Source organism: Enterobacter sp. ECC-019, from assembly GCF_043974075.1.
Lineage (GTDB): Bacteria > Pseudomonadota > Gammaproteobacteria > Enterobacterales > Enterobacteriaceae > Enterobacter > Enterobacter asburiae_D.
The window spans coordinates 2,763,212-2,776,119 of record NZ_CP143759.1 but is presented as its reverse complement, the minus strand read 5'-3'; the positions used below and the strand labels follow the sequence as shown (position 1 = coordinate 2,776,119).

The window sequence follows — 12,908 nt, the reverse complement described above, 5'->3', positions numbered from 1 at the left end:
GCGCTTTGTGCGCTCTTATTGGTGTCGGGTGGCGGCTTTGCCTTACCCGACCTACGAGAATGTAGATACTGTTATGCCACGCAAGCATTTTCCTGATGCAATGTGGCATCGAACGGGCGTCCTGATTTCAGGACGCCATACGCCACCTGCGCCAGCTTACGCATCATCGCTCCGATTATCAGCTTCGCTCCCTTGCCGTTCTTTTCCAGACGCGTCCTGAACGCTTTTCCCCACTCCGTTTTGTACAGCGCCACCATCGCGGGCATATACAGCGCCCTGCGAAGCGAGACATGGCCAGCCTTACTCATCCTGCTTGCCCTGTGTACGCTGCTTCCTGATTCATGCTGCCGCGGTGTCAGTCCTGCGAAAGCCGCGAACTGCCGCGCCTGACCGAACCTGTCCTTCAGCCCCACATACGCCAGCAGCACCGCGGATGTCTTTTCACCGATACCCGGTATGCTGTCCAGCAGTTTTCGCCGGTGCTTCAGGTCCGGGTCATCATCCGTCAGGTCCTTTATCTGTTTCTCCAGCCGCTTCAGCTCCGCTTCCAGCCACAGAAGGTGCGCATCGATGCTCGGCATCTGCACCTCCCGCGCCGTCTCACGACGGTTCAGCTCCTGCGTGTGCATGTCTGTCAGGGACTGGTGACGCAGCACCAGCGCCCGCAACGCGCGCTCCAGCGGATGAGGTGCCTCCCAGGCTACCGGACGCTTCTGCCGGCAGAACTCTGCCAGCATACGGGCATCAACGGCATCGGTTTTACTGCGCAGGCCTTCACTCTGCGCAAAGGCTTTACCAAGAGCCGGGTTGATGATGGATACGGTGAAACCGGCATCGCTGAGGGATGCTGCTGCGTCTTCCATATAGGTGCTGGTCGCTTCCATGCAGATATGTGCCTGAGCCACATTATGGCTGCGGAGCCAGCTGAGCAGCTCCTCGTGACCTTTAGGTGTGTTAGTAAATTTTTTGCTGCGGTGACGGCCATCAGGTCGCAACACATCGACATCCAGCTTAGCTTTGGAGACATCGATACCAATAAAGTGAAGTTCCTGTTCCATAGTGAAACCAACCTTGTGAATGCGGATTACCGGGAAAACCGGTCCATGATACTGTCCGGTTTGTCACTTGTGGAGAAGGTGCAGTCCACTGCAGGGATCTACAACACAGGCTCGTGGCCTAAGGCCGGGTACGGCATGTGGACTGCATGGCAGAAAGAACTGGCCGGTTCTTTCTGCACGGAAGGATAATACAAGGCCGGGTAAGCGTCAGCGCCACCCGGCAATTTACAGAATTACTTCACACACGCCGAACACTGGGACGACTGGATCTGTTTGAAGAAGTCGTTACCTTTGTCATCCACGAGGATGAACGCCGGGAAATCTTCCACTTCAATTTTCCAGATCGCTTCCATACCCAGTTCCGGGTATTCCACGCACTCCAGGCTCTTGATGCTGCCCTGGGCCAGAACCGCAGCCGGGCCGCCGATACTGCCGAGGTAGAAACCGCCGTGCTTGTGGCAGGCGTCCGTCACCTGCTGGCTGCGGTTGCCTTTCGCCAGCATGATCATGCTGCCGCCGTTGGCCTGCAGCTGGTCAACGTACGAGTCCATGCGGCCTGCCGTGGTCGGGCCTAACGAGCCGGACGCGTAGCCTTCAGGCGTTTTCGCCGGACCTGCGTAGTAGATCGGGTGATCTTTAATGTACTGCGGCAGCCCTTCGCCGTTGTCCAGACGCTCTTTCAGCTTCGCGTGCGCGATGTCGCGGCCCACGATAATCGTGCCGTTCAGGGAGAGACGGGTCGAAACCGGGTACTGCGAAAGCTGCGCCAGAATCTCTTTCATCGGACGGTTCAGGTCGACATGAACCGCTTCACCCTCACCCGCTTTACGCAGCTCTTCAGGTATGTATTTGCCCGGGTTGTTTTCCAGTTTTTCGATCCACACGCCTTCGCGGTTGATCTTCGCTTTGATGTTGCGATCCGCAGAGCAGGATACGCCCATCCCGACCGGACAGGAGGCTCCGTGGCGCGGCAGACGGATCACGCGCACGTCGTGGGCAAAGTATTTGCCGCCAAACTGCGCCCCGAGGCCCAGGTTACGCGCCTCTTCCAGCAGTTCCTGCTCAAGCTGCACGTCGCGGAACGCCTGGCCGTGCTCGTTACCTTCGGTAGGCAGGCCGTCATAGTATTTAGTTGAGGCCAGCTTGACGGTTTTCAGCGTGCTTTCAGCCGAGGTACCACCAATCACAAACGCGATATGGTACGGCGGGCACGCCGCGGTGCCAAGGGTGCGCATCTTCTCAACCAGGTAGTTCTTCAGCTTGCCCGGGGTGAGCAGCGCTTTGGTTTCCTGGTAGAGATAGGTTTTGTTGGCTGAACCGCCGCCTTTGGCGATACAGAGGAATTTGTACTCGTCACCGTCGACGCTGTAGAGATCGATCTGTGCCGGCAGGTTGGTGCCGGTGTTGACCTCTTTGTACATATCCAGCGCCGCGTTTTGCGAGTAGCGCAGGTTGTCTTCGGTGTAGGTGTTGTAGACGCCGTGCGCCAGGGCCGCTTCGTCACCGCCGCCGGTCCAGACGCGCTGGCCTTTTTTACCGACGATGATCGCCGTGCCGGTGTCCTGACAGGTTGGCAGAACACCTTTCGCCGCGATGTCTGAGTTACGCAGGAACTGCAGGGCAACGTATTTATCGTTTTCGCTGGCCTGCGGGTCGCTCAGAATATCAGCAACCTGCTGCTGGTGCGCAGGACGGAGCATAAACGAGGCGTCGTGGAAAGCGTGCTGCGCCAGCAGCGTCAGCGCCTGCGGATCAACCTTGAGGATCTCTTGTCCTTCAAACTCAGAGACGGAGACGTGATCGTGGGTTAACAGGTAATACTCGGTCCGATCCTTACTAAGGGGGAAAGGATCCTGATAATGGAAGGGTTTATTCGACATTGGTCTCTCACTTACTGCTTCGGTCTGTTTATTCAGGGCAGATGTTCCGCTGCCCGGCTTAAAAGCGAGTCAGCTTATCCTACACAATTTTTTAACAAAAACTGAGACTAGTACGACTTTTTACATCCACAGGTTACTTCCATGAGGTTTATTGCTTTAATACCCGGAGTTAATTCCATAATTGAATCAGGGCTTGATAATGCAAAAACTCATTAACTCAGTGCAAAACTACGCCTGGGGAAGTAAAACTGCGTTAACGGATCTCTACGGTATCGCGAACCCGAACAACCTGCCGATGGCAGAACTGTGGATGGGTGCGCACCCGAAGAGCAGCTCAAAAATTGAAGACGCCAGCGGCCAGGTACGCAGCCTGCGTGACGTGATTGATGCCGATAAAGCCGCCCTACTGGGTGACAAGGTCGCTCACCGCTTCGGCGAACTGCCGTTCCTGTTTAAGGTGCTGTGCGCCGATCAGCCGCTCTCCATCCAGGTTCACCCGAACAAGAAAGCCTCTGAAATCGGCTTTGCAAAAGAGAACGCGGCGGGTATCCCGTTAGACGCCGCCGAGCGCAACTACAAAGATCCTAACCATAAGCCGGAGCTGGTGTTTGCGCTGACCCCATTCCTGGCGATGAACGCGTTCCGCGAGTTTTCAGAGATCGTTTCGCTGCTGCAACCGGTAGCGGGTGCCAACAAGGCTATCGCCCACTTCCTCGAAAACCCGAACGCAGACGCGCTGAGTCAGCTGTTTGCCAGCCTGCTGAATATGCAGGGTGAAGAGAAATCTCACGCGCTGGCGGTGCTGAAAGCAGCCCTGGGCAGCCAGCAAGGTGAACCGTGGGAGACCATCCGTCTGATTTCTGAATTCTACCCGGACGACAGCGGCCTGTTCTCCCCTCTGCTGCTAAATGTGGTGAAGCTGAGCCCGGGCGAAGCAATGTTCCTGTTCGCTGAAACCCCGCACGCCTACCTTCAGGGCGTGGCGCTGGAGGTGATGGCCAATTCCGATAACGTGCTGCGCGCGGGCCTGACGCCGAAATATATTGATATCCCTGAGCTGGTTGCCAACGTGAAGTTCGTGGCGAAACCGGCCGCGGAGCTGCTGACTCAGCCGGTGAAAAACGGCGCAGAGCTGGACTTCCCGATTCCGGTTGAGGATTTTGCCTTCTCCCTGCACGACCTGAACCCGGCCGAAACCGCCATTGCGCAGGAGAGCGCGGCGATTCTGTTCTGCGTGGAGGGCGAAGCGACGCTGCGCAAAGGCGAACAGCGTCTGGTGCTTAAGCCCGGTGAGTCAGCATTCGTTGCAGCCAATGAGTCTCCGGTTAGCGTAAGCGGCACCGGTCGTCTGGCGCGCGTTTTCAATAAGCTTTAAGCACTTACTGAATTTTTTAACAACTCTTGCTAAGCTAGTTGCAGGCTTAATATCTCCAGGCGGTTTTTACCGCCTGGTTTCATTTTAGGGATAGTCGCAATGAAAAAATCGGTCGTAGCGGTTGGAGTGATTGTAGCGTTAGGCGTGGTCTGGACGGGTGCCTCCTGGTTTACCGGGAAACAGCTGGAAGGCCGTCTGGCTGAGATGGTGGCGCAGGCTAACGGAGAGATTAAGCGCAGTGCGCCGGAGGCGGGCCTTGAGCTGAGCTACCAGAACTATCAGCGCGGCGTGTTTACCAGCCGTATGCAGCTGGTGGTGAAGCCGGTTGCCGGTGCTGAAAACGGCTGGCTGAAACCGGGCCAGAGCGTGGTGCTGGACGAGGTGGTGAGCCACGGTCCGCTGCCGCTGGCGCAGCTGAAGTCCTTTAACCTGATCCCGTCGATGGCGTCTGTTCATACCGTGCTGGTGAATAACGACGTCACCAAACCGCTGTTTGACCTGGCGAAGAATGAATCGCCTTTCGACATTAATACCCGAATTAGCTATGCCGGTGACACAAGTTCCGATATTGCTCTGAAAGCGCTTAACTACGAGAAAGAGAATGAGAAAGTCGCCTTCAGCGGCGGCCACTTCAAACTCGATGCTGACCGCGACGGAAACGTGTTCTCCCTGACGGGTGAAGCGGAAAGTGGCCTGGTCAATGCCGTGAATGAATATAACCAAAAAGTTCAGCTCACCTTCAGCAACCTGAAAGCTGACGGCAACAGCCGAATGACCGATTTCCAGGAGCGTATCGGCGATCAAAAACTGTCTCTCGACAAGGTTGCCATTGCGGTTGAAGGAAAAGAGATGGCCGTGCTGGAAGGCATGGACGTCAACGGCAAATCCGACGTTTCCAAAGACGGTAAGAGCATCAACACACAGCTGGACTACACGCTGAAGAGCCTGAAAGTGCAGAATCAGGATCTGGGCACCGGCAAACTGTCGCTGAAGATCGGCAATATCGACGGCCAGGCGTGGCATGAGTTTAGCCAGAAATACAGCAAAGAGAGCCAGGCGCTGCTGACCGATGCCGCGCTGCAGCAGAACCCTGAGGTGTACCAGCAGCAGGCGATGGCGGTACTGTTCAACAACCTCCCTATCCTGCTGAAGGGCGAGCCGGTGGTAACCGTTGCGCCGCTGAGCTGGAAAAACAGCAAAGGCGAAACCAGCTTTAACCTGTCTCTGTTCCTGAAAGATCCGGCAACCGCAACGGGCGAACCGCAGACGCTGGCACAGGAAGTGGATCGCAGCGTGAAGTCGCTCGACAGCAAGCTGACCATCCCGATGGATATGGCGACCGAGTTTATGACCCAAATTGCGAAGCTGGAAGGCTACGGCGATGAAGACGCCGGCAAGCTGGCTAACCAGCAGGTGAAAGGTCTTGCGGCCATGGGCCAGATGTTCCGCATCACCAAAGTGGACAACAACACGATTTCCACCAGCCTGCAGTACGCCAACGGCCAGGTAACGCTTAACGGCGACAAGATGCCGCTGGAAGACTTTGTCGGCATGTTTGGTATGCCGACGCTGGGGATGCCGGAACCGGCTGAACCGGCAGCGCCAGCCGAACCGGCGGCACCGCAGCAGTAAACGTCAAAACCCCTCGAATGAGGGGTTTTTATTGCCCGCTAGCTTTTCCATCCAGCCAGGAAATCCAGCAGAAACGCGTTCACTTTCTCTGGCTGCTCCTCCTGCGGCAGATGGCCGCACTCATCAATACCCTGCGCCCGCAGGTTCTCCGCCATTTCGGCCCAGACGCTTTCCATATCGAAAAGTTTGCCGACCGCATGAAAATCATTACCCCACAGCGACATTACCGGGCAGGTGATTTTCACCTCAGCGTCAGCCATATCCTGCGCCACATCCTCTGCGTTGGCGCGATAGTCAGCCATCGCGCCGCGCACGGCACCCGGCGCCTGATACGCCCGAACATAGGTGTCAAACGCCTCGCCGCTAATGGTCGAGGGGTTGTAGGTCCAGTCCGAGAAAAAGTGGCGCAGCCAGATATGCTCCCGACCCGCAATCAGGGCTTCCGGCAGGTCTGGTACAAGATGGAACAGGAAGAACCAGTATGCGCGCGCAATCGTCGCATTCAGATCGCGCGCCACAATCCGCGTTGGCACGTTATCCATTACCACCAGACGATCGATTAACTCGGGATAATCTTTAGCAAAGCGGGTGGCAACCCGAGCGCCACGATCGTGTCCAACCAGCACCACTTTCTCCAGACCCAGCACTCGCATAAGTTCCCGGATGTCCCTCGCCATGTTCCGTTTATCATAACCAGAGGCCGGTTTATCCGTTTCCCCATACCCGCGTAAATCCGGTGCAATGACGCGGTAGTGCCGGGACAGTACGGGTATCTGGTAGCGCCAGGCATAGTTTGTTTCAGGAAAACCATGCAGGAGAATAACCGGTGCGCCTTCACCCTCTTCGACCACAAACTGACGGATACCGTTTGCCGTTACGGTGTAACTTTTCATGCTCATCACCTCACTTTATTTCAGCAGAGGCACGTTGGCCGCACGTTGATAAGGACCGTAATTGACAGGATTCCAGCTATAGCCCTGCTGCCCGGAAGTGATATGCCCGATACCAGGGAAAGGCAGATGCGCTGCGGCCAACCACTCACCGTCTTTCGCCAGCGCGTTAAACTCCTGCGCCCTGGATGAGATGGCTTTTTTCGGATCGACATCAAAGCGAATAGACACTTCAGGGTGCGGGAACTGGACGGCAGGAGCATGAATCAAATCCCCAATGAAGTTGATAGCCGTTCCCTGCGACGCAAAGCGATAAACGGTACTGCCAGGCGTATGCCCTATGGCATATACCGTCTGGACTTCCGGGATAGGCGAAGCTGGCGGAACGAAGGTTTTAAGGTGCCCGGCGGCTTTATACGCGGACAGCGCATTCCTGGCGATAGCGAAATACGCCTTCGCATTAGCCGGCGCGCTCGCTTCTTTTTCGGGGTCAAGCCAGTAGTCGGCCTCCCCCTGCGGTACGTAGACGGTGGCATTGGGGAACAGCGCCTTACCCTCTGCATCGCTCAGGCCGCACACGTGGTCAAGATGCAGGTGGGTCAGGAAAATGGTATCAACCTGCTCGGGACGGTACCCTGATGCGTTCATATTGCTGACCAGCTGGCCGGCCGTTTCCGCCATGCAGTGGCCACCCCCGCTGTCAATCATGACCAGGTGTTTACCGGTATTCACCAGAAAGGCGTTAAAGGCGGTAGGCATGCGTTCGGCATCAATTTTGTGTTGAGCCAACAGGTTGCGAACCTTGTCGGGTGAAAGCCCTTGCAATAGCGTTGGCGAAAGATCGTTATAGCCGTCGAACAGCGCCGTCACCTCGTATGCCCCTACCGCCAGACGATAATAGCCAGGGACCTGCTGTTTCACCTGCGCGGGGGCATCTGCCCACGATGTGCCAGCAAAGAGCATGCCACTGAACGCCAGAACCGTTTTCAACTTTTTCATATTCACTCCAGATTGATATTTTTAAGGTTGTGAAGAGACTATGGCAGCGTAACGATAAATAATGTAGATATGTACTTTGATAAGTCAGCATAACGAAAATCGATACAATGAAACTGGAAGATGTTGAAGTGTTTGTCGAATCCGTCAAGGCGGGTAGCCTGGCGGGCGCCGCGCGTCGGCTCTCTGTGAGCGCCATGGCGGCATCACGGTCTCTTAATAACCTTGAGGCTGAACTGGGGGTCAGGCTGGTGCACCGCACCACGCGTTCCCTCTCACCCACCAGCGATGGGGCCGTTTTTTTGCCCCATGCGCAGGCATTGCTGGAAGATAAAAATAACGCGCTGGCCGACCTGTTTCCCGAGGGGACGCATCTTTCCGGACGCCTGCGTATTACCGCCTCAGCGGGGTTTGGCCGGAAGATCGTGGCTCCCATGCTGACCCGGTTCATGCAGCAGCATCCCGCCCTGCAGGTCGATTTACTCGCCACCGACGAACAGGTTGATATTGTCGGCAAAGGCATAGACGTGGCGTTACGCATTGCGCCGCTGCGCGATAACCGGCTGGTTGCCCATCGCCTGTGCCATAACCCTCGCGACCTCTGCGCCAGCGCGGAGTATCTGGCAGAAAACGGTTATCCAAAATCGCTTAGCGATCTGGCGGTACACAGCTGTCTGACTACGTCAGACACGGTCCACTGGTCTTTCGAACAGGGCGAACAGCGCTACAAACAGAAGGTATCGGGACGATTCTCCGCGAATTCTATTGAGGCAATTTTCGAAGCCTGCCTCGGTGGGATGGGCATCGCCAACTTATCTCGCTGGTACGTAGAACCGGCGTTCAAAGAGGGTAAACTCGTGCGGATCGTCCTGGAGGATGCCCAGCCGGAGTCGCTGGCCGTGTGGGCGGTTTATCCGACCTCCCGCCTGATCCCGGCAAAAGTACGAAAGTTTGTGGAAGCACTCGAGGCTGAACTGTTGCTCAACCCGCTTACGCAATACACCTGATATCACTTCACCGTCACCAGCCGCGCCGCCACAATCTGGTGCCCGGCCTGCACATCCGTATTGTCGATGCGCTGCATGATCCTGTCCGCCAGGGTGTAGCCCATCTCCCGCGCAGGAGTTGTAGCCCAGACGATCGGCAGATCGTCGAGGGCGTTTTCACCGACGTCGGCGAACGCCCCGAGCGCCACCTGGTGGCCGAAGAAAGTTTCTACCCCACCCTCGCCGCTCTGGCGTCCGGCGCGGATCAGGCCAAACCAGGCGCCCATGGCAATCACGTCGTTATAACAAATCACGGCGCTGATCGTCGGACTGCTTCGCAGCAGCGCGCCTATCGCTTCCGCCGCTTTCTTCTGGCTGGATTCACACTCCACGACCCATTCGCTGTGGAACGGCAGACCGTATTTAATCAGCGTCGCGCAGTAGCCCCCTACCCGCTCGGCGCGGGTCAGGGACGAGCTCTTCCCACCCAGCCAGGCAATGCGCTGATGCCCGCGACGAATCAGATGCTCGGTCAACATTTGTGCGGCCTGCATGTTATCCGGGCGCAGCGTATCGGCCTCGTCCAGGTAGCTGGCGCGCGAAGCAAATACCAGCGGCACGCCCTTTTCGGCGGCTCGTTCGCACAGTTCGCTGCCCACGCCCGACGCTCCGGCGACGATTACCCCGTCCACCCCCTGGTTCAGCAGCATATCGAGCCGGGAGAGAAGCTGGTTGGCCTCGCGACCGCCGTGCAGCAGAAAGACCATCCGCCCCTGCGCTTCAAGCGCTTCGGTTAACCCGGCGGTCAGCTCCGCATAGAAAGGTGACGTCAAGTCGCGAACAATCAGGCCAATCACTCCACTTTGCCCGCCGCGCAGCGCCGACGCCTGGCGGTTACGCACAAAGCCCAGCTGTTCAACCGCCTCGTTCACCCGCTGACCGGTTGCAGGAGAGATGCGCCCTTTCCCGCTTAGCACCAGAGAAACTGTGCTGACGGAAACGCCCGCCGCCAGCGCGACATCGTTGATGGTGATTTTTTTCGCTACAGCCATGTGTCGGCGTGACTCCCTGAAATGAGATCGGTAAAACGTTTTATCAATACGTTATCTTTATACTACCAGTCAAAGCCTGAGAATGTGATTTAGCGCGCACTAAACTTTGATAAAACGTTTTATCTTCTCGCAGCATTGAAGCAGACAAACTGATTTTAACAATAAAGGAGTCGTTTTATGACGGCGAAAGCAGCACAAAAAATATCGCTGTGGGAATTTTTCCAGCAACTGGGTAAAACCTTTATGCTGCCCGTGGCACTCCTCTCATTCTGCGGGATCATGCTCGGGATCGGCAGTTCGCTAAGCAGTAAAGACGTCATCACGCTGATCCCGTTCCTCGGTACCCCCGTGCTGCAGGCGATCTTTATCTGGATGAGTAAAGTCGGCTCCTTTGCGTTTAGCTTCCTGCCCGTCATGTTCTGTATCGCTATCCCGCTGGGCCTGGCGCGCGAAAATAAAGGCGTCGCGGCGTTTGCCGGTTTTGTCGGTTACGCGGTGATGAACCTCGCGGTTAACTTTTGGCTGACTGCGAAAGGCATTCTGCCAACCACCGACGCTGCCGTGCTGAAAGCCAACAACATTCAGAGCGTAATTGGCATCCAGTCTATTGATACCGGGATCCTCGGTGCGGTGATCGCGGGTGTGATTATCTGGATGCTGCATGAGCGCTTCCACAATATCCGCCTGCCGGATGCCCTGGCCTTCTTCGGCGGTACCCGCTTTGTGCCGATTATCACCCTCGTGGTAATGGGCCTGTTTGGTTTAATCATTCCGCTGATTTGGCCGGTCTTTGCGATGGGCATCACCGGCATTGGCCGCATCATCAACGGCGCGGGAGATTTCGGTCCGATGATCTTCGGCACCGGCGAGCGTCTGCTGCTGCCGTTTGGCCTGCAGCATATCCTGGTGGCACTGATTCGCTTCACCGAAGCGGGCGGTACGATGGAGGTGTGCGGTCACGACGTGAGCGGTGCGCTGACCATCTTCCAGGCGCAGCTGAGCTGCCCGACCACCCACGGCTTCTCCGAAAGCGCCACCCGCTTCCTGTCTCAGGGTAAAATGCCTGCCTTCCTCGGCGGCCTGCCGGGTGCCGCGCTGGCGATGTACCACTGCGCGCGCCCGGAAAACCGTCATAAAATTAAAGGCCTGCTGATTTCCGGCGTGATTGCCTGCGTCGTTGGCGGTACCACCGAGCCAATCGAATTCCTGTTCCTGTTCGTCGCGCCGGTGCTGTACCTCATCCACGCGGTGCTGACCGGCCTGGGCTTTACCGTGATGGCGGTGCTGGGCGTGACCATCGGCAACACCGACGGCAACGTGATTGACTTCGTGGTGTTCGGGATCCTGCACGGCTTGTCCACCAAGTGGTATCTGGTGCCGGTCGTGGCGGCAATCTGGTTTGCGGTGTACTACGGCATCTTCCGCTTCGCCATCACCCGCTTTAACCTTAAAACACCGGGCCGTGATGCTGAAACAGCGACCAGCGTTGAACAAGCGGTTGCAGGGACGGTAGGAAAATCGGGTTACAACACCCCTGCCATTCTGGCAGCGCTGGGCGGTGCGGATAACATCACCTCGCTGGATAACTGCATTACCCGCCTGCGTCTGTCGGTGGCGGATATGTCGAAAGTGGATACCAATGCGCTAAAAGCTAATCGCGCCATCGGTGTGGTACAGTTAAATCAGCACAATTTGCAGGTGGTTATCGGCCCGCAGGTGCAGTCGGTGAAGGATGAGCTGGCCACCCTGATGCGAACAGTAGAAGCCTGATGCCTCAGCCCCCTCTCATGAGGGGGTTTTACTTTAAGGATTAACGTCATGTTTGATTTTTCTACCGTCGTGGATCGACACGGCACCTGGTGTACGCAGTGGGACTACGTCGCCGACCGCTTTGGCGCGGCCGACCTGCTGCCCTTCACCATCTCGGATATGGATTTCGCCACCGCTCCCTGCATTACCGACGCGCTGCATCAGCGCATCAATCACGGCGTGTTGGGCTATAGCCGCTGGAAGAACGATGAGTTTCTCGCCGCCGTCGCGCACTGGTTCCAGCAGCGCTTCAACAGCCAGATTGAGACCGAATCGATCGTTTATGGCCCTTCCGTTATTTATATGGTCTCTGAGTTGATTCGCCTCTGGTCAAACCCCGACGACGGCGTGGTGGTACACACCCCGGCATACGATGCGTTTTACAAAGCCATCGAAGGCAATGCGCGTCATGTGGTGCCCGTAGAGATGGAAAAGTATGCCACTGGCTGGCAGGAAAACTTCGCTGCGCTGGAAGCGGCCCTCGCGAAACCTGAAAACAAAATTTTGCTGCTGTGCAGCCCGCAAAACCCGACCGGCAAGGTCTGGACGCGGGAGGAACTGACGCAGATGGCGGAACTGTGTGAGCGCTTTGACGTGGCGGTTATCAGCGATGAAATACACATGGATATGGTGTGGGGCGAGCATCGTCACACGCCGTGGAACGCGGTGGCGCGCGGCAAATGGGCGCTTCTCACCTCCGGCTCGAAAAGCTTTAATATTCCGGCGCTGACGGGCGCTTACGGCCTGATCGGCGATGAAGAGAGCCGTAACGGTTATCTCAGCGCGCTAAAAGGCCGGGACGGCCTCTCTTCCCCTTCCGTGCTGGCGCTGACGGCGCATATCGCCGCCTATCAGCAGGGAGCGCCATGGCTGGATGCCTTACGCCATTATCTCGAAGAGAACTTGTTGTATATCGCTCGCGAAGTAAACAGCGCTTTTCCGAAACTGAACTGGCAGCCGCCAGAAGCGACCTATCTGGCCTGGATTGACCTGCGCCCGCTGAATATTGACGACCGTGCGCTGCAAAAAGTGCTGATCGAACAGCAAAAGGTCGCCATCATGCCGGGATATACCTACGGCAAAGAGGGAAATGGATTTGTTCGCCTGAATGCGGGCTGCCCGCGCAGCAAGCTGGAACAAGGCGTTCAACGCCTCATTGCCGGGATTAACGCACTCCTGTAATCAATTTGCGCAACGGAATATTCCCTTGCGCAAATAGCTTTTTACCCC

10 protein-coding genes are annotated in these 12,908 nt (G+C 56.8%); 5 read left to right on the top strand and 5 right to left on the bottom strand.

Features of this window, described 5'->3' with window-relative positions; genetic code table 11:
* Positions 1-71 precede the first annotated feature (71 nt).
* Together V1566_RS13265 and fumA are read right to left on the bottom strand one after the other, a co-directional pair.
* Positions 72-1,058, bottom strand: a complete 987-nt coding sequence (locus V1566_RS13265; RefSeq protein ID WP_395303481.1) for an IS110 family transposase — start codon at positions 1,056-1,058, stop codon at positions 72-74.
* A 233-nt stretch (positions 1,059-1,291) separates the two neighbouring features.
* On the bottom strand, positions 1,292-2,938 hold the full coding sequence (gene fumA / locus V1566_RS13260) for a class I fumarate hydratase FumA (protein WP_395303575.1): 1,647 nt from the start codon (positions 2,936-2,938) through the stop codon (positions 1,292-1,294).
* Positions 2,939-3,137: 199 nt separating this feature from the next.
* On the opposite strand from fumA, the gene manA reads away from it, so the two are divergent.
* On the top strand, positions 3,138-4,313 hold the full coding sequence (gene manA, locus V1566_RS13255; RefSeq protein WP_395303574.1) for a mannose-6-phosphate isomerase: 1,176 nt from the start codon (positions 3,138-3,140) through the stop codon (positions 4,311-4,313).
* Between the two features lie 99 nt (positions 4,314-4,412).
* Positions 4,413-5,945 (top strand): YdgA family protein, encoded by a 1,533-nt coding sequence (locus V1566_RS13250; RefSeq protein WP_395303573.1) that lies wholly within the window; start codon positions 4,413-4,415, stop codon positions 5,943-5,945.
* A 38-nt stretch (positions 5,946-5,983) separates the two neighbouring features.
* Here V1566_RS13250 and V1566_RS13245 read toward each other — a convergent pair whose 3' ends face one another.
* Positions 5,984-6,838 carry an alpha/beta fold hydrolase gene (locus V1566_RS13245; protein WP_395303572.1) on the bottom strand — a complete coding sequence of 285 codons (855 nt, stop codon included), beginning with the start codon at positions 6,836-6,838 and terminating at the stop codon, positions 5,984-5,986.
* 15 nt (positions 6,839-6,853) lie between these two features.
* Entirely contained in the window at positions 6,854-7,834 is a 981-nt protein-coding gene (locus tag V1566_RS13240) for an MBL fold metallo-hydrolase (protein ID WP_395303571.1), read from the bottom strand.
* A gap of 107 nt (positions 7,835-7,941) precedes the next feature.
* Between V1566_RS13240 and V1566_RS13235 the strand changes: the two genes are divergently transcribed.
* Complete coding sequence (locus tag V1566_RS13235; protein WP_395303570.1) at positions 7,942-8,838, top strand: LysR family transcriptional regulator; 897 nt, start codon at positions 7,942-7,944, stop codon at positions 8,836-8,838.
* Between the two features lie 2 nt (positions 8,839-8,840).
* Here V1566_RS13235 and V1566_RS13230 read toward each other — a convergent pair whose 3' ends face one another.
* The gene (locus tag V1566_RS13230; protein ID WP_395303569.1) at positions 8,841-9,869 is read right to left on the bottom strand and encodes a Mal regulon transcriptional regulator MalI; all 1,029 of its coding nucleotides are present in this window, start codon (positions 9,867-9,869) and stop codon (positions 8,841-8,843) included.
* 177 nt (positions 9,870-10,046) lie between these two features.
* Here V1566_RS13230 and malX point away from each other — a divergent pair, with 177 nt between their 5' ends.
* Positions 10,047-11,639, top strand: coding sequence for a maltose/glucose-specific PTS transporter subunit IIBC (malX, locus tag V1566_RS13225; RefSeq protein WP_395303568.1), 1,593 nt, complete (start codon positions 10,047-10,049; stop codon positions 11,637-11,639).
* Between the two features lie 48 nt (positions 11,640-11,687).
* Positions 11,688-12,860: a MalY/PatB family protein gene (locus tag V1566_RS13220; protein WP_395303567.1), complete on the top strand. Its 1,173-nt coding sequence runs from the start codon at positions 11,688-11,690 to the stop codon at positions 12,858-12,860.
* Positions 12,861-12,908: the final 48 nt, after the last annotated feature.

Excerpts from the sequence above, each read along its gene's own strand:
- V1566_RS13265 (WP_395303481.1), bottom strand. The coding sequence starts at position 1,058 with ATGGAACAGGAACTTCACTTTATTGGTATCGATGTCTCCAAAGCTAAG.
- fumA (WP_395303575.1), bottom strand. The coding sequence starts at position 2,938 with ATGTCGAATAAACCCTTCCATTATCAGGATCCTTTCCCCCTTAGTAAG.
- manA (WP_395303574.1), top strand. The coding sequence starts at position 3,138 with ATGCAAAAACTCATTAACTCAGTGCAAAACTACGCCTGGGGAAGTAAA.
- V1566_RS13250 (WP_395303573.1), top strand. The coding sequence starts at position 4,413 with ATGAAAAAATCGGTCGTAGCGGTTGGAGTGATTGTAGCGTTAGGCGTG.
- V1566_RS13245 (WP_395303572.1), bottom strand. The coding sequence starts at position 6,838 with ATGAAAAGTTACACCGTAACGGCAAACGGTATCCGTCAGTTTGTGGTC.
- V1566_RS13240 (WP_395303571.1), bottom strand. The coding sequence starts at position 7,834 with ATGAAAAAGTTGAAAACGGTTCTGGCGTTCAGTGGCATGCTCTTTGCT.
- V1566_RS13235 (WP_395303570.1), top strand. The coding sequence starts at position 7,942 with ATGAAACTGGAAGATGTTGAAGTGTTTGTCGAATCCGTCAAGGCGGGT.
- V1566_RS13230 (WP_395303569.1), bottom strand. The coding sequence starts at position 9,869 with ATGGCTGTAGCGAAAAAAATCACCATCAACGATGTCGCGCTGGCGGCG.
- malX (WP_395303568.1), top strand. The coding sequence starts at position 10,047 with ATGACGGCGAAAGCAGCACAAAAAATATCGCTGTGGGAATTTTTCCAG.
- V1566_RS13220 (WP_395303567.1), top strand. The coding sequence starts at position 11,688 with ATGTTTGATTTTTCTACCGTCGTGGATCGACACGGCACCTGGTGTACG.